Origin of the sequence: Agrobacterium rubi TR3 = NBRC 13261 (assembly GCF_000739935.1) — a bacterium.
Taxonomy (GTDB): domain Bacteria; phylum Pseudomonadota; class Alphaproteobacteria; order Rhizobiales; family Rhizobiaceae; genus Agrobacterium; species Agrobacterium rubi.
Genome location: NZ_BBJU01000007.1, coordinates 315,270 through 331,690 on the forward strand (window position 1 = coordinate 315,270; position 16,421 = coordinate 331,690).

Annotated in this window: 16 protein-coding genes; 9 read left to right on the forward strand and 7 right to left on the reverse strand. The window is 56.5% G+C overall.

Annotation, left to right across the window (positions count from 1 at the left end; all coding sequences use genetic code 11):
* Positions 1-52: 52 nt before the first annotated feature.
* Together RRU01S_RS05985 and RRU01S_RS05990 are read right to left on the reverse strand one after the other, a co-directional pair.
* A complete protein-coding gene (locus RRU01S_RS05985) occupies positions 53-850 on the reverse strand; it encodes a hypothetical protein (protein WP_052815988.1) in 798 nt (265 codons plus the stop codon).
* A 131-nt stretch (positions 851-981) separates the two neighbouring features.
* On the reverse strand, positions 982-2,172 hold the full coding sequence (locus tag RRU01S_RS05990; protein ID WP_045229314.1) for a citrate/2-methylcitrate synthase: 1,191 nt from the start codon (positions 2,170-2,172) through the stop codon (positions 982-984).
* Positions 2,173-2,257: 85 nt separating this feature from the next.
* Between RRU01S_RS05990 and RRU01S_RS05995 the strand changes: the two genes are divergently transcribed.
* The 4 genes from RRU01S_RS05995 to RRU01S_RS06010 all read left to right on the forward strand — a co-directional run bounded on the left by RRU01S_RS05995 (position 2,258) and on the right by RRU01S_RS06010 (position 7,706).
* On the forward strand, positions 2,258-3,370 hold the full coding sequence (locus tag RRU01S_RS05995) for a citrate synthase/methylcitrate synthase (protein ID WP_045229315.1): 1,113 nt from the start codon (positions 2,258-2,260) through the stop codon (positions 3,368-3,370).
* Between the two features lie 266 nt (positions 3,371-3,636).
* Entirely contained in the window at positions 3,637-5,859 is a 2,223-nt protein-coding gene (locus RRU01S_RS06000; protein WP_045229316.1) for a bifunctional diguanylate cyclase/phosphodiesterase, read from the forward strand.
* A gap of 54 nt (positions 5,860-5,913) precedes the next feature.
* Positions 5,914-6,804, forward strand: coding sequence for an amino acid ABC transporter substrate-binding protein (locus RRU01S_RS06005; RefSeq protein ID WP_045229317.1), 891 nt, complete (start codon positions 5,914-5,916; stop codon positions 6,802-6,804).
* Positions 6,801-7,706 carry an amino acid ABC transporter substrate-binding protein gene (locus tag RRU01S_RS06010; RefSeq protein WP_045229318.1) on the forward strand — a complete coding sequence of 302 codons (906 nt, stop codon included), beginning with the start codon at positions 6,801-6,803 and terminating at the stop codon, positions 7,704-7,706. The genes RRU01S_RS06005 and RRU01S_RS06010 overlap by 4 nt, the downstream gene beginning before the upstream one ends.
* A gap of 62 nt (positions 7,707-7,768) precedes the next feature.
* Here RRU01S_RS06010 and pcaF read toward each other — a convergent pair whose 3' ends face one another.
* The 3 genes from pcaF to RRU01S_RS06025 are packed head-to-tail and all read right to left on the reverse strand — an operon-like array spanning position 7,769 to position 10,391.
* Entirely contained in the window at positions 7,769-8,974 is a 1,206-nt protein-coding gene (pcaF, locus tag RRU01S_RS06015; RefSeq protein ID WP_045229643.1) for a 3-oxoadipyl-CoA thiolase, read from the reverse strand.
* Between the two features lie 8 nt (positions 8,975-8,982).
* A complete protein-coding gene (locus tag RRU01S_RS06020) occupies positions 8,983-9,687 on the reverse strand; it encodes a CoA transferase subunit B (RefSeq protein WP_045229319.1) in 705 nt (234 codons plus the stop codon).
* Entirely contained in the window at positions 9,684-10,391 is a 708-nt protein-coding gene (locus tag RRU01S_RS06025) for a 3-oxoacid CoA-transferase subunit A (RefSeq protein WP_045229320.1), read from the reverse strand. Before RRU01S_RS06025 ends, RRU01S_RS06020 begins: the two co-directional genes overlap by 4 nt.
* A 118-nt stretch (positions 10,392-10,509) precedes the next feature.
* Here RRU01S_RS06025 and RRU01S_RS06030 point away from each other — a divergent pair, with 118 nt between their 5' ends.
* On the forward strand, positions 10,510-11,271 hold the full coding sequence (locus RRU01S_RS06030; RefSeq protein ID WP_045229321.1) for an IclR family transcriptional regulator: 762 nt from the start codon (positions 10,510-10,512) through the stop codon (positions 11,269-11,271).
* Here the strand turns inward: RRU01S_RS06030 and RRU01S_RS06035 are convergent.
* Positions 11,241-12,158, reverse strand: coding sequence for a helix-turn-helix domain-containing protein (locus RRU01S_RS06035; protein ID WP_045229322.1), 918 nt, complete (start codon positions 12,156-12,158; stop codon positions 11,241-11,243). The two genes, RRU01S_RS06030 and RRU01S_RS06035, sit on opposite strands and share 31 nt — an antisense overlap.
* Positions 12,159-12,275: 117 nt before the next feature.
* Here RRU01S_RS06035 and pobA point away from each other — a divergent pair, with 117 nt between their 5' ends.
* Positions 12,276-13,448, forward strand: a complete 1,173-nt coding sequence (gene pobA / locus RRU01S_RS06040; RefSeq protein WP_045229323.1) for a 4-hydroxybenzoate 3-monooxygenase — start codon at positions 12,276-12,278, stop codon at positions 13,446-13,448.
* On the opposite strand, the gene pcaQ is transcribed toward pobA, so the two are convergent.
* Positions 13,442-14,374 (reverse strand): pca operon transcription factor PcaQ, encoded by a 933-nt coding sequence (pcaQ, locus tag RRU01S_RS06045; protein WP_045229324.1) that lies wholly within the window; start codon positions 14,372-14,374, stop codon positions 13,442-13,444. The two genes, pobA and pcaQ, sit on opposite strands and share 7 nt — an antisense overlap.
* Before the next feature lie 91 nt (positions 14,375-14,465).
* Between pcaQ and pcaD the strand changes: the two genes are divergently transcribed.
* Genes pcaD through pcaH form a run of 3 tightly spaced genes read left to right on the forward strand, consistent with a single transcriptional unit; the run spans position 14,466 to position 16,420 of the window.
* Positions 14,466-15,263: a 3-oxoadipate enol-lactonase gene (pcaD, locus tag RRU01S_RS06050; protein WP_045229325.1), complete on the forward strand. Its 798-nt coding sequence runs from the start codon at positions 14,466-14,468 to the stop codon at positions 15,261-15,263.
* A 3-nt stretch (positions 15,264-15,266) separates the two neighbouring features.
* A complete protein-coding gene (gene pcaC, locus RRU01S_RS06055) occupies positions 15,267-15,683 on the forward strand; it encodes a 4-carboxymuconolactone decarboxylase (RefSeq protein ID WP_045229326.1) in 417 nt (138 codons plus the stop codon).
* Positions 15,680-16,420, forward strand: coding sequence for a protocatechuate 3,4-dioxygenase subunit beta (gene pcaH, locus RRU01S_RS06060; RefSeq protein WP_045229327.1), 741 nt, complete (start codon positions 15,680-15,682; stop codon positions 16,418-16,420). Before pcaC ends, pcaH begins: the two co-directional genes overlap by 4 nt.
* Position 16,421: the final 1 nt, after the last annotated feature.

Genomic DNA, 16,421 nt, shown 5'->3' on the forward strand with positions numbered 1-16,421 from the left:
TGAGGGGTATGTGGTGGCAGTCAAAACGTTCAGACGTGATTTTGCATGCAGATCACGACGCGGGCAGGGTCACCGTCAGTTTCGCAATGTCACCCCAGTATGCCTGAAGCAATGTTTGTCCCGATAGTCTGACCAGGCCGCAAAGACTACCCGTCGTTACGACATGACCGCGCTTGAACCCGCCGAGGTGGTCGAGTGGCGCATTGGCGTAGGCCAAGAGCGGGGTGAGGGGATCAGTTTGCGGATGCTTGGGCACGGCGGCAAACAGCACATCCTCGCCACTCTCCAGAACAAGGGCGGGAAGAGTAGCGTCCTGGTTGGTCAGACGATCGATAATCGATCTGTCGATTTCAGGGCCGAGAACGAAGGAGTGATTGCCAAGGCGATCGGCCAGATGCAACGCAAACGGTGCCTTGTTTTCCTCGATCATCCGATAGCTGACGAGCTCGGCGCCCAGATGAACGGATGCGACGTGGGCGAGAATCTCCTCGCGGGAATATTCTTTGTTGTTCGCTGGTGGAGGAATATCCTCTGCAAGAACAAAACATATCTCGATTTCGATACCGACTGCACCCGGTTTGGGAACGTCAAAGGCCGTATCTGTGATGGTATCGAAAACATCGAGAAGGGGTGCGGCAACGGCGCGAACGCCATTCATCGCAACCTTCCATCCGCCGATCTCTTTGCCGATGGCCGCTGCCGCGATTGCCTGCGCGGCCATGCCTGTCTCGACCGTATCGGGCACAAGACCGTTGCTTTCCAGTTTCGCCGCGCTGAGTGACGATTGCTGGTTTTCAGCCTCGGCGAGAATAGCACCAAGTCTTATGTTCGCCTCAGTCATCGTCGTCATGCAAAACGCTCCCGTAACGTCAATTTCTAAGGTTTTCATCGCAGTCATTTGTGGTGCTGGCAAGTGAAGCGACATTCGAGACGTCATAAATACATGGTCTTCAACATCTATTCATCGCAATTGCTGAATCTTCATGATTTGCGCGGTTGTGGCCCGTCATATCGTGCACGTGGACGGATCAGTTTTTTCTGTTGAAACTGCTCAAGGGCGTGCGCAATCCAGCCGACGGTTCGGCCGATCGCGAAGAGGGCCAGCGCCGCACCGCTCGGCAGTCCCAGTTCACGGCGAACGCACACCAGCGCAACATCGATTGTCGGTCGTTTGCCCGTCGTTTCCGCAACGGTGTCTATGAGGGATTGACGTGCGTCGTTGCGCGGCAAGAGAGCCAGCAAGGCTGCGGCTCTGGGGTCTCCGTCCGGATAAAGCGGATGATCGAAACCAGGTAGACTATCACCGCGGCGCAGGCGCCTCTCTATCACAACTGCGCCATTGGCCTCCGCATTGATTTCCTCGAACAGGATTTCGACAAGGCTTGTCATGCCGCCATGCAAGGGGCCGCTCAATGCTGCAAGTCCCGCATCAAGGCTTGCTCCCAGCGAAGCGCCTGTTGACGCGACGACACGTGTTGCAAAGGTTGACGCATTCAGTTCGTGATCGGCCAAAAGAACGAGTGTCCGTCGCAAAATATCCGCACCTTTTTCATCAAGCCGCCATGTATGCGCCAAGTGCAGATGGGTGGGCATTGCGCTCTGCTGGCTGCCGCTGGCCGCAGCGGTCATCGCTCGCACCAACGCTGCCGCACTTGGCCAAAGGTTCCGATTGTCGCGCTGCCACGCCGTCAGCCGACCCGCCTCAACGAAGGAAAGCAGCGCCTGACAGCGCTCCGTCAATGGCAGATTTTTCGTCAGCTCCAGCAAATTGCTGTCCCATGGCAAGGGCTCAAGACTCGCAAAAGGATCGTGATCGCCACAGGCCCACAATAAACGTGCGGTATCTTCCAGAGATGCGTGGTTTGCCAAGGTGACGGCGTCTTGGCCTCTATAAAAGAGCAGACCATTCTCGATCAGCGTAATGCCCGAGGATAACACCGGCAACCCCCAATCCAGCGTCGTCGCCGCCACATCACGCGGTTTGCGTCCGACCGACTTGGTCTTCCTCATCCGCTCGATGTCGGTGTTGTCATAGAGGCGTTTGCGGGGATCGTCCGGGTCCTCCATGGCACGCACAAGGCCGCGACTGACATAGGCGTAAAGTGTCGCACGGCTGATGCCGAGGATGTGTGATGCGGCCTCCGCATCAATGAAATGGTCGTACCCGGTCATTTTCTTCACATTGATTAATTGAATCAAGATTGATTATATTGATTCAACCATCATTCTCACGCAAGTCAACCCTGTGAGGATTATCATGGCCGCCCAATCGAAAAACGTCTCTTCATCGGTCTTAGACGCCGTCAGCCCCGGTCTGGAGAATATCGTTGCAGCGCAAACTGTTCTCAGCCATGTCGATGGCGCCGCCGGTCGCCTGATTTTGCGCGGATATGATCTCGATAGCCTGTCAGACTGGAGCTTCGAGGCCGTTCTCGCGCTTCTCTGGAAGGATTTGGCGCCCAACTCTCAAGATGCGGTGGAAATCCGGGCGGCGCTTGCGCAGGCGCGAACGCAAGCATTCGCGTTGGTCGAACCGCTTCTGGCGACCACAGAGGCGCTGTCGCACGTCGAGGCATTGCGGCTATTCCTGTCCTCGCTTGCAGACGCAGAGCCCGGAGCGCACCATATCATGGCCGTTGCCGCCGTGCCGGTCTTTGCGGCTGCTATTGCGCGTAAAAGCGCTGGTCTAGCGCCAATCGCCCCCAATGCAACGCTGGGCCACGCAGCCGATTTCCTCCACATGCTGCATGGCGTTGAGGCATCTCCCGAAAAGGTCAGGGCACTCGACACCTATCTTGTGACCGTAGCCGACCACGGTCTCAACGCTTCCACCTTCACGGCCCGCGTCATTGCGTCTACGAAAGCCGGGATGTTCTCGTCCGTCATCGGCGCGCTGTGTGCGCTGAAAGGTCCACTCCATGGCGGCGCCCCTGGTCCGGTCCTCGATATGCTGGATGCCATCGGCGATGACAGCAATATTCATGCGTGGCTGGTCGATGCGCTCGCACGGGGTGACAGATTGATGGGGTTTGGTCATCGCATCTACCGGGTCCGCGATCCGAGGGCGGATGTGCTCAAAAAGGCCGTCGGCGCTTTGCGAAACGATAGTGATCGCATCAGCTTTGCAGAGGCGGTCGAAAAAGAAGCTCTATCCCTCTTGGCAGAAAAGAAGCCCTTGCGTCCGTTGCAAACTAACGTGGAATTTTATACGGCGCTGGTTCTGGAAGGTGTCGGCTTCCCAAGGGAAAGTTTCACCAATGTGTTTGCCGCCGGTCGTATGGCGGGATGGACCGCGCATGTTTTGGAGCAGGATCACGTGGGAAAGCTCATCCGTCCGCAATCGCACTATATCGGTCCTATGCCGCGATGAAATTGACGTGGTAGGGGCACCCGAAATCGAAGCGGCATCGTATGTATTGAACGGCTTTCCCGTTATGGTGCTATACACTTCCCGCTTGAACGCTCTTGCCCGCCAACCTTGCTGTGAATGCTAAAAAACCGATCTGTTATTTAGGTTTTGTTTTCCATATCTCGGAATGGTTGTGGGAAATAGCAATTTACGCCTGTCCGTTAAGTCCATGGTTAAAGCTTATTCCCTAGGGTCCGTGGACACGGGGAAAAAGGTTTCAGGCCTGAATGGTCGCTCACGATAACATTGAGGAACGGGAGGCTGGCGATCTGCGTGGAAGCCGGTCTCGGCTCGTCTGGTATCATTCGCTTTTCTGGAAGATCAATGTCTTCTTGGTGTCCAGTGTGGTCCTTGCCTATATCGTCGGTGCGACCATCGGCTGGGTCATGGTGGAGCGCGATTCGCAAGAGCAATGGCGGCGTCAGGCCGAACTAAATGCGCAGGTCACCTCGTCCGCTATCCGCTCCATTTATACATTCGTTGCCATTGATAGCGCGGATGATGGCCAGATTACCAAAATTATAAGCGAGCGGCCCTTGGGCGACGATGCGTCTATCCTCGACACCGGTTTCAACCCTAGCGATGTTTTAAACCTTGCCGCATCGCAGACCAAAAACAATATTTGGCTCTTTCAGACATCATCGAAAGGACAGGCTTTTTCCAGCTCGGCAAAGGCACTCGGCTCGGGTGAAGGCGAAGCCCTGGTTCTGCCCGAGGACGCGAAACCGGCTCATTTTTACGTTGGATTTGCCGATATCGGCGATATCAAGCATTTCATCGCCTACGTGCCCGTCGTCACGCCGCACGGTAACCTTCAAGGCGCTGTGGTCACGACCATCGGCGAGGCTTCTGTTCTTCAGGAAAGCCAGAACCGGTTGTTGCGCAACTCCGTAGTGCTGCTTCTTACCATCCTCGTCCTGACCGGCATCACCGTCACCTTGATCATGCGCAAGGTTTTCAAGCCGGTGCCGTCGCTCGTCAGCGCGTTGACCCGCATCGCGCATGACGATACCCGCATCGTTACCCCTTTTCAGGATCGCCACGACGAAATCGGCCGTTTTGCGATTGCCATCGAAGCTCTGCGCGAAGCGGTGGTCGAACGCGAACACCTCAGGCAGGTGCGCGATGTGGCCAAACATATGGAGCATCTTGCCCATCATGACGCTCTGACCGGGCTTCCAAACCGCGCGCTTTTTAGCAAGAAAATAGAAGAGATGACGGCACTGACCGATGGTGAGCGTCGCCAGTTCAACATCATGCTGCTGGACCTTGATCGCTTCAAATCCATCAATGATGGGCTGGGGCATGCAAGCGGCGATGCTTTGCTTGTGTCTTTTGCCGAGCGGTTGCTGCTTTTGATGAGGCCTGGCGACATCGCCGCTCGTCTTGGCGGCGACGAATTTGCGATCATGCAGGTGGTGAGCAAGAACCCGATTGTCGAGGCCAGTAAACTGGCGTCTGCGATTATTCGTTCGGTGGCAAGACCATTCAATCTTTTGGGCAAAGAGATATCTGTCGGGGCCAGTATCGGTATCTGCACCGATACGGCGACTGATGTCGAAATTTCCGAGTTGCTCAAAAAGGCGGATATCGCACTTTATGCCTCGAAGTCAGAGGGGCGCGGAATATACCGCTTCTTCAAACCGGGCATGGAAATGTCCGGCGACCGCGGACACGTGATGCAACACGACATCGATGCGGCTTTGCGCGACAATCAGTTCGTGCTGCATTATCAGCCGATCTTCTCTGTCCTGAAGTCGGAGCCTGTTGGGTTCGAGGCCCTCTTGCGGTGGTGGCATCCCCGGCTGGGTTGGGTTTCACCGACCGATTTTATTCCCATTGCCGAAAAGACTGGGCAGATCGTGGCGATCGGCGAGTGGGTTCTGAGACGGGCGTGCGTCGATGCCAGCCGACTTCCACCCGATTGCACGATTGCGGTCAACGTGTCTCCCGTACAGTTGCAGCACGGCAACTTCATAAAGACGGTCAAATCAGCGCTCTTCAACAATGGTCTACCGGCATCACGTCTGGAGCTGGAATTGACGGAGAGCGTGCAGATATCCGCCTTGGAGTGCAAGGAAACGTTGGAGAGCATCAGAGCGCTGGGCATCGGCATTGCGCTTGATGACTTTGGGACGGGTTATAGCGGCGTCAGCTATCTGCTCACACTGCCCGTTACCAAGATAAAAATCGACCGTAGTTTCATCATGGGCATCGAAGAGCGGTCTGAAAGCCGAGCCGTCATTCGCAGCCTTTTACAGCTCGCTGGTAGCCTTGGGCTCGAGACGACGACGGAAGGCATTGAAACCGAACATCAACTTGAGTTCGTTCGGTCCACTGGCTGCTTGCTGGCGCAGGGATACCATCTTGGGCGCCCCGCCAATATCGAGGAAATCGAGCGTATCTATCATCATTTTTATCCCCGGAAGGTGTCATCGCTAGGAGCGTAACACATGCGATATGCTGAGTTTTTGTGTGCGAATAGGAAATTCCTGCAGATTGGCGTGAGCGCTTTCGTCTCCGCAGCACTTGCTTTTCAGGTGTTCGGTACATCGGTTGCAACTGCCAGTGAGGAGGGGACGCTGGACAAGATCGCTCGGACCAAAACGATAACGATCGGGTATCGCTCCGATGAAGTGCCGTTTGCCTATCGCAACCAAGATGGCGCAGCTGTCGGTTATACGGTTGAGTTATGCAATCGCATTGCCGATCACGTCCGTGCTGAGCTTGGTCTCGATAAGATCAATATTGACTACGTCCTGGCGACAGCTGCCACCCGTTTTGTTCTCATCAAGACCGGTAAAATCGATCTGGAATGCAGCGCCACCACGAACAATGCCGAGCGACGCGAGCAGGTCGCATTCTCCTATCCCCACTTCATCACGGCGACGCGGTTCGTGGCGAAAAAGTCGAGCAATATCAGGGAGATCAAGGATCTGGCCGGGCGCACCGTGGCGTCCACCACCGGCACGGTCAATATCGAGCAATTGCAGCAGCGAAACCGCACCAGCAATCTCAATATCTCGGTGATGCTGGCCAAGCAGAACTTAGAGGGTTTCTCATTCGTGGAAACCAACAAGGCGTCGGCTTTCGTCATGGACGGTGTGTTGTTGGCTGCGCACGTGGCATTTTCCAAATCGCCCGATGACTACATGATCTCATCTGAAACCTTTGGCCCGCCTGAACCCTATGGAATTTTGATGCGCAAGGGTGATGAGCCCTTCCGCACCAGCGTCAATGATGCGCTGCGCACTATATTCGTTGGCGGGGAAATCGACGATATCTACAACAGATGGTTCATGTCACCACTTCCGCCGGATGGACGTAATTTCAACTTGCCGATGTCTGAGGAACTCAAGGCGGCATTTCGTGACCCCAAGGAGTATCTGCAATGAAACGCAGCTTCCTCCGTCAAATCTGCCTAATTCAATCGGTCATTGTCTTTCTCATGTCAGCAGGTCTAGCGGCTGCGGACTTCACGACGCCGACTCTGGAGCGTATCAAGGAAACCGGCAAGATCAGGATAGGATACGGCGTCACCCCGCCATTTTCGTTCACGACGGCGCAGGGTGAAGTGGTTGGATATTCCGTCGACATATGTCGCGCATTGGCCGAAAAGCTGAAAGATCGGCTGCAAATGCCGACGATAAAGGTCGAATTTATCCCGCGCACGCCGAGCAACCGCATACAATTGCTGAACGATGGCATGATGGACATCGAATGCAACGCCAGTACAAACACAGCCGAGCGGCGTAAGAGCGCGAGTTTTTCCATCAGCCATTTCTTCGGTGCAACCCGCTATGTGTCGCTCGCGAAAAACGGCATGGAAACCTTGGCAGACCTGAAGGGCCGTTCCGTCAGCGTCGCTCTTGGCACGGTCAACGTCAGTGACATCAACGAGATCAATCGGTCACAAAAGCTCAATATGTCGATTGTACCGGTGGACACACTGCAATCGGCGTTCGACATGGTCACGGATGGTAAGGTGTCTGCATTTTCCATGGATGAGGTTTTGTTGAGCATGATGATTGCGCAATCGAACACACCGTCCGATTATCGGATGTCATCAGACAAGGTGAGCGACGAGCAACCCTTCGGCTTTATGATGCGGCTAAACGACGAAGCCTTTACTGATGCGGTCAACCATGCGCTGGCCGAAATCTACAAAAGCCCACAAATGCCTGAGATCTATTCCCGCTGGTTCGAGCAGCCCGCTCCGGGGACAGGTGTTAATCTCAAGCTTCCCATGAGCGCAACGTTAAAAGAAGCCTTGGCCAACCCCGTTCCAATCAAGTAACGCACGCAGTGCTGCGGGATCGACGATCAGCCGACCCCGCCAATGCGTTTCCACCCCTGCCGTCAGGCCTTTTCAAGAGCAATCGCGATGCCCTGGCCAACGCCGATGCACATGGTGGCAAGTGCTTTGGCTTTACCCGTCAGCGAAAGCTCAAGAGCAGCCGTTCCGGCAATCCGCGCGCCGCTCATACCCAAGGGATGGCCGAGCGCGATCGCACCACCATTGATGTTGGCACGCGGGTCGTCGTCGGCGATGCCAAGCTGGCGCAGCGTGGCCAGCCCTTGCGACGCGAAGGCCTCGTTGAGTTCGATGACATCCAACATGTCTTGCGCCCAGCCAAGCCGAGCCAAAAGCTTCGCCGAAGCCGGTGCCGGACCGATGCCCATGACGCGGGGTGGGACACCAGCCGTTGCTCCACCGCTGACGCGGGCGAGCGGCGTGAGACCATATTTCTTGACCGCTGCCTCTGAAGCGATGATCAGGGCGGCCGCACCATCGTTGACGCCGGAAGCATTGCCCGCCGTCACCGTCGCACCATCCATGCGATTGATCGGCTTCAATTTAGCGAGCACCTCGATGCTCGTTTCGCGGGGGTGCTCATCCTTATCAACGATGACGGGATCGCCCTTTCTTTGCGGAATGCTGACCGGTGTGATCTCTTTTGCCAACCGTCCGTTTGCCTGCGCCTGCGATGCTTTCTGCTGGCTGCGAACGGCAAACGCATCCTGGCTCTCGCGCGATACGTCGTAGTCGATGCCGACATTGTCGCCGGTTTCAGGCATGGAATCGACGCCATACATAGACTTCATGGCAGGGTTCACGAAGCGCCAGCCGATGGTTGTGTCGTAGATTTCAGCGTTGCGCGAAAAGGCAGTCTCCGCTTTCGGCATCACGAAAGGCGCACGGCTCATGCTTTCCACGCCGCCAGCGATCATCAATTCTGCCTCGCCCGATTTGATAGCGCGGGCTGCTGTGATGACCGCATCCATGCCGGAGCCGCAGAGACGGTTGATGGTCGTGCCGGTGACTGACACCGGCAATCCAGCGAGCAAAGATGACATGCGGGCGACGTTGCGGTTGTCTTCGCCGGCCTGGTTGGCGCAGCCGAAGATCACATCATCTACTGCTTCCCAGTCCACTCCGGAGTTCCGCTCAATGAGGGCTTTCAGCGGAATGGCTCCAAGGTCATCAGCGCGCACCGAAGACAGTGCGCCGCCGAAGCGGCCGATCGGGGTGCGGATATAGTCGCAGATAAAGACGTCGGTCATGTCGTGCCTCATAGTTCGGGAGCAGCAAGATCAGCGACAGCTCCATCGGTATGGAGCTTTGCGCCGGTCATCGCCTGCAAATCGTCAATCGTCATGCCCGCCAGCTTCTCACGCAAGACGAACCGGCCATCGACTACATCCACAACCGCGTGGCTTGTGTAGATGCGTGTGATGCAGCCAACGCCGGTCAGCGGAAATGCACATTTTTCGACGAGCTTTGGTTCGCCTTTTTTGGTCACATGCTCGGTGATGACGAAGACCTGTTTTGCACCATGCACCAGATCCATCGCGCCACCGACGGCTGGCACGCCTTTGGAGCCGACACGCCAGTTGGCGAGATCGCCATTCTGCGCCACTTGGTAAGCACCCAGAATGGCCACATCCAGATGTCCGCCGCGCACCATGGCAAAACTGTCGGCATGGTGGAAGAAGGCAGCCCCCTGCTTGAGTGTCACGGCCTTCTTGCCGGCATTGATCAGGTCCCAGTCTTCCTCGCCTTCAGGCGGGGCTTCGCCGAAATTGAGGATGCCGTTTTCGGTGTGAAAGATGGCTTCGCGCCCAGGCGGCTGGTAACGGGCGACCATTTCGGGAAAGCCGATGCCGAGATTGACATAGGCACCGTCCTCGATGTCCTGCGCTGCGCGCCACGCGATCTGGGCATTGGAGAGCTTGATGTCTTCGAACGTGTTGAGAGCGTTGATGTCGTCGGTCATGCGTAGGCCACTCCTGCGCGGATCAGTTCTTCTTCTTGCTGCGGATGTTCGATCTGGACGACTCCGTCCACGAAGATGCCTGGCGTGATCACTTGCTCGGGGTCGATGCTACCCGGCGGCACGATCCTGGAAACCTGCGCGATTGTCGTTGCAGCCGCCATGCACATGAGCGGGTTAAAGTTGCGGCCAGCCTTGTTGTAGGTCAGGTTGCCGTGGGTGTCCCCCAGATGCGCCTTGACGATGGCGAAATCCGCTTTCAGCCAGCGCTCCTGCACATAGTGGCGACCATCGAATTCAGCGATCGGCTTGCCTTCGGCAAGTTCGGTCCCGTAGGCTGTCGGCGTGTAAAAAGCCGGAATGCCAGCACCGCCTGCGCGGATGCGCTCGGCCAGCGTTCCCTGCGGAACGAGTTCGAGTTCGATCTGGCCTGCCAGATATCGGTCGGTGAAAGCCCGTGGATCGGACGAACGGGGGAATGAGCAGATCATCTTGGCAACCATCCCGGCATCAATCATGGCGGCGATGCCGATGCGCCCGTTTCCGGCGTTGTTGTTGACGACGGTCAGGTTCTTCGGACCCTTGTCGATCAGTGCATGGATGAGCTCGATGGGCGCGCCCGACCCTCCAAAGCCACCAATCATGACGACTGCGCCGTCACCTATGGCGCTAACAGCATCGGCAGCGCTCTTGATCGTCTTGTCCATATGTCGGCCTCCCAGACTTCGTCCAATGGCCGACAGCTAAATCTGAACAGGGCTCGACTGCAACCATTTTGTGCGATATGCCATATTTGTTCGATTATCGCACGAAAATGGTGGTCTGATGGTAACAAGTGACAAAGACATGATGGGCGGGCTTGCTAAAGGCCTAAGTGTTATCGAGGCATTCAGCGCAGACCATCCACGTCTCTCCATCTCGCAGGCTGCCGATATCGCCGGGCTTGATCGGGCGACAACAAGACGCTGCCTTCTGACGTTGGCGCAGCTTGGCTACGCCGCCTATGACGGTAAGTTTTTTACGGTGACGCCCAAGGTCCTGCGTCTGGGCACCGGGTGCCTTGCCACCATGCGGCTGCCGCGTATCGTCCAGCCTTTGCTGGATCATCTTTCCGAACAGATCGGCCAGAGCACATCGGTTTCTATTCTCGACGAGACCGATATCGTCTATGTCGCACGCGCCGCCCAGCGACGGGTCATGTCCATTGCCCTGATGCCGGGATCGCGTCTCCCAGCCTATTGCACCTCAATGGGGCGCGTCTTGCTGGCCGCAATGAATTCAGATGACAGGGAAAAATATCTGGCATCGATCAAGCTTGAGGCGCGAACGGAAAAAACCATCACTGACATTCAGTTGCTGATGACCGAACTAGATGTGACGAAGGCCCGCGGTTATGCGCTGATCGACCAGGAAGTCGAGGTCGGGCTTCGGTCGATTGCCGTGCCGCTCAGAAATGTCCATGGCAAAACAGTCGCAGCGCTCAATGTCGGCCTGCCTGCCTCGGCGGCATCGATGGCGCAATTGGTCGAAAATTACCTTCCGCCACTTTTAAAGGTTCAAGGCGAGCTGGCTAGAATGCTGGTCTGATTGTCAGCTTGCAAGGCAATCGACAGTCTCGTCTGCTCGACAGTGCGCCACGCACGTGGGCTCATACCGGTTTCGCGTTGAAAGAAACGCGAGAAATAGGCGGGATCGTCAAATCCCAAACCGCTTGCCACCATCTGCACGGTGGATACCGTAAACAGCAGTTCCTGCTTGGCAATGTCGAGTTGTTTTTGCGCAATCAGCCTCTGGAGGCTCGTACCGCATTGTTGTCTCACAAGACGATTGAGATGCGTTTGCGATACGCCCAGTTGCTCTGCGTAAAAAGCGGTGCGTTTCTGTTCGCGGATATGCCGCGCGATCAAATCCAGCAGGCGCTCGAAGCGACTGCCATTGGCATCCAGTCCGTCTCCGTGAAATGTTTGCTGCGATATGCGGACAAGATAGACGATCAACGATACGATTTGTCCTTCGATGAGCGATATGGACGCCAATCCGCTGCTTGAATATTCTCGCGAGATCGTCTCACAACACGAACGGACATCACCGAGCACAGTGCTGTTCTCGAGCGTGATCAAAGATGGTGCTTTGAAGTATCGGCGCGACAATGCCTGGATGGCGGCAGGCAGCGCCGCCGGTATGATGGTGACGATAACACCTGAAATATCCGGCGAGAACCGGAAGCCATGCTGAAAGCCGGGCGGCACGACGATAATGGCAGGCGGCGTTATGGTTTTAGCCTCGCCATTCAGCACGGCATCGCCTTCCCCGCCTGAGATATAGAGGATTTGCAGAAAGCCCTCATGACGATGAAGGCCGATCTCGAAGCGGTGAAGGCTGCTGCGCGAAAACAACGTTTCGCAATGAAAGCGAAAATCCGCCTGCTGGCCGGAATCTTCGCCGTAGAGTTGGTCTTCAACGTCGTGCGCCATGCCGCCACCCTGGAGTTTATGGTCGGATAGTGCAAGAGCTGTGTTTGAAAGTCCATTGAAAGGTGATGGCTGGGGCGGCAGATTTCCCGACGGGAGAGACCGTTTTGGGAGGATACAATGCGCACTCACGTCGTCATCATCGGTTCAGGGCCAGCGGGCCTGCTGCTTGGGCAGCTCTTGGCAAAGGCGGGTATTGACACCGTCATCCTGGATCGGGTCGGGAAAGATTACATCCTTGGCAGAGTTCGCGCCGGTGTGCTGGAAGAGGGCACCGTCCGTTTACTTGAGGAGGTCGGTGTCGCCGCCCGCCTTCATAAGGAAGGGTTGCCGCATGATGGGTTTTCCCTGGCGTTCGATGGCCGCGATCATCGCATTGATCTCCATGAATTGACGGGTGGAAAAAGGGTCATGGTCTATGGCCAAACCGAGGTCACCCACGACCTGATGGATGCGAGAGAACGCCAGGGCCTCGTCACCATCTATGATGCGGTTAACGTGCAGCCGCACGACTTCGATGGCGACAAACCCTATGTGACCTTTGACAAAGACGGCTCGACACAGCGCATCGATTGCGATTTCATCGCGGGTTGTGATGGTTTCCACGGTGCAAGCCGTAAGGCCGTTCCGAAAGGCGCGATCAAGGAATTCGAACGCGTCTATCCTTTCGGCTGGCTCGGCATTCTTGCCGATGTGCCACCGGTCAATCATGAGCTGATCTATGCCAACCATCCGCGCGGCTTTGCGCTCTGTTCCATGCGGTCTGAGACGCGCAGCCGTTATTACATTCAGTGTTCTCTTGACGAAAAGGTCGAAAGCTGGAGCGATGACCGGTTCTGGGATGAGATACGCCTTCGCCTCCCGTCCGAGCATGCGCAGTCGATGGTCACCGGGCCATCTTTCGAAAAGTCCATAGCGCCGCTGCGCTCATTTGTGGCTGAACCGATGCGGTTCGGGCGGATGTTTCTGGCAGGTGACGCCGCCCATATCGTGCCCCCCACGGGTGCGAAAGGTCTCAACCTCGCTGCCAGCGATGTCTATTATCTCAGCCACGCCTTGACCGAATATTACAAGGATCACTCCGAAGCGGGCATCGAAGGTTACTCGGGTCGGGCCCTGTCCAGAGTCTGGAAAGCCGTTCGCTTTTCCTGGTGGATGACGACAATGATGCACCGCTTTCCCGATACCGGCGATTTCGGCCAGAAGATACAGGAAGCGGAACTGGACTATCTCGTGCAATCAAGGGCCGCTGCCACGTCGCTGGCGGAGAACTATGTCGGCCTGCCCTATTGAAGCGGTGAGGCGGCCAGTGCCTCGGCTGTCTCGCGGATCGTCTGCATCAACAGCGAAAGGGGCAGAGACGGTTGGGTATCTGCACGCATGGTTAGACCCACAGGGCCACTCGTGTCGGTGGTGTCGAGCGGCAGCACGGCAAGCGTGCCATCCGCCACATCCGCGGCGATCACGCCTTCCGAGATGATCCAGATAGCATCGCTGGTTCTCAAGAAGGCTCTGCCGAAGGCATCGGATACCGTCTCGATCCGGGTCTGCAGTTGCGGCACGCCATGTGCCAGCAGAAACTGATCGACGACCGGCCCGATGACAGAGTTCCGCGTCGGCGTCAGCACCGGAAACTCGTGCAGGCGCGCGAAAATGGAGGTCTTTTCGGACAATAACGGATGTTTGGCCCGCACCACGAAACGGACCCGTTCTGAATAGAGATGCTCGAACGAAAAGCCCGTCATTTTCTCAGGTGCTGCCAGTCGCCCGACGACGAGATCGAGATCGCCGATCCGCAATTGCTCGAGCAGGACGGCATTTTCACCCGTCACGATTTTGACGGTGCTGCCTGTGTCTTCTTTCAGAAAACTGGCCATGACCTTCGGCATGATGCTGACGGATACGGTCGGCAAGGCGCCGATCCTCACCGGCACACCACTTTTGAAGGCATCCTGCGAAACCGAATCTACTGCCTGCCGCAGCGCCGTCATGGTGGCGCCGGCATGCTTCAAGAAGATTTCGCCATAGCGACTGAGCTTGATACCGCGCCCGTCACGCTCGAACAGCACCACACCCAGCACCTCTTCCAATTCTCGAACGGTCTTGGTCACTGCAGGCTGGCTGACATGCAAAACGGTCGCTGCCTTCATCACGCTTTTCTGGCGGGCGATTTCCACAAAGGTCTGGATATGACGGAATTTAAGGCGGTTATCGAGCATTTATATAATCTAATGGTTATGTTTTTTAGCGATAAACTCATTTTACTTAACCATTTGCAGCTTGCAAGGTAATCCGCAGGAGGATTGTTTCATGCAATTTATGTTGTCCGGCGCGCGGACCATACACTATTCGGCTATAGCTCTAGGCGCTGCAAAACCCGTCATCGTGTTTATTAACTCGTTGGGAACGGACTTCCGCATCTGGAACGACGTCATGGCGGAACTGGGCGATGGTTATGCCTATGTCCTACACGACAAGCGCGGCAATGGTCTGTCCGACGTCGGTGTTACGCCCTATTCCATAGACGATCACGTCGATGATCTCGAAGCTCTGCTCGATCATCTCGCTGTCAAACACGCCTTCATCTGGGGTCTGTCTGTTGGTGGGCTGATTGCCCAGCGTCTTTATGCACGGCGGCCTGATCTTGTGAGCGCACTCGTTCTCAGCAACACGGCGCACAAGATCGGCACTGCGGAAATGTGGAACGACCGCATCGGGCTTATCGAGCGCGATGGCATAGCCCCATTGGTTGACGGCGTAATGGAGCGTTGGTTTACACCTGCGTTTCGTTCGCATGAGAATGCGACGTATCTTGGTGCGCGCAATATGCTGATACAGCAGAACAAGGCCGGATATGCCGCGACCTGCGCCGCTATCCGCGACGCTGACTATACCGAACAGGCGCCGAAAATTGCCGTCCCGACCCTGTGCATTGCGGGTGATGGCGATGGATCGACGCCGCCTGATCTGGTGCGCACGCTGTCGTCCCTTATTCCAAGCAGCCGTATGGCCATCATCGATCATTGTGGACACATTCCGTGTCTGGAACAGCCGCGCGCCTATGCGGCGGTTGTCGATCATTTTCTCAAATCCCTGCCGGAGCTTTGACGCATGGCTGAAGCAACAAAATTTGACAGGTTCGAACAGGGCATGACCACCCGCCGCAAGGTGCTGGGAAACGCCCATGTCGATCGCGCCCAAGCGGCATCGACGCCTTTCGATGAACCCTTTCAACGCTTGATTACCGAATCCGCCTGGGGCAACGTCTGGTCTAGTGAGCAGTGGACCAAACGTGAGCGCTCCATGGTGACCATCGCGCTGCTGGCCGCGCTCGGTCAGGATGAAGAAGTGGCCATGCACGTGCGTGCCACAGCCAATACCGGTGCGAGCGAGGAGGACATTCGCGAAGCACTGATGCATGTGGCGATTTATGCTGGTGTTCCAGCCGCCAACCATGCTTTCAAGATTGCAAAGACGACGCTTGCCGAAATGCGGGCAAACGCTTTGTCGCAGGAGGACAAGCCATGACCAACAAGCCGCCAGAGACCGGGCCTTTTTTCGCCAGAGATCACAGCATTCATCCGCCTGCCTATGCACCCGGATACAAGACCTCCATTCTGCGTTCGCCGCAGCGGGCTCTTATTTCTCTGGAGGGCACGAAAAGCGAAATCACAGGCCCCGTCTTTGGCCACAGTCTTCTCAATCCGCTCGACAACGACCTTATCTTGAATTACGCGCGCCCAGGCGAATTGCCCATCGGTCCACGCATTCTGGTGCATGGCCGCGTTCTGGACGAGCGTGGCAAGGGTGTCGACGGCGCTCTGGTGGAGTTCTGGCAGGCCAATGCGGGCGGTCGCTACCTTCACAAGAAAGAAAGCTACCTGGCTCCGGTCGATCCGAACTTCGGTGGCGTTGGCCGCACGATTACCGATGCGGATGGCTATTATTGGTTCAAGACGATCCAACCGGGCGCCTATCCATGGCCCAATGGCGTCAACGACTGGCGCCCTGCTCACATCCACTTCTCCGTGTTCGGCCACGGCTTTTCGCAGCGTCTGATCACCCAGATGTATTTCGAAGGCGATCCGATGATCTGGCAATGTCCAATCGTCAAAACCATTCCCGATAAGGCAGCCATCGAGCGGCTGGTGGCTGCATTGGATATGACATCGGCCATTCCGATGGACATGCGCGCTTACAAATTCGATATCGTCCTGCGCGGGCGCCGCTCGACCCTGTTTGAAAACCGCACGGAGGGCAACTGAC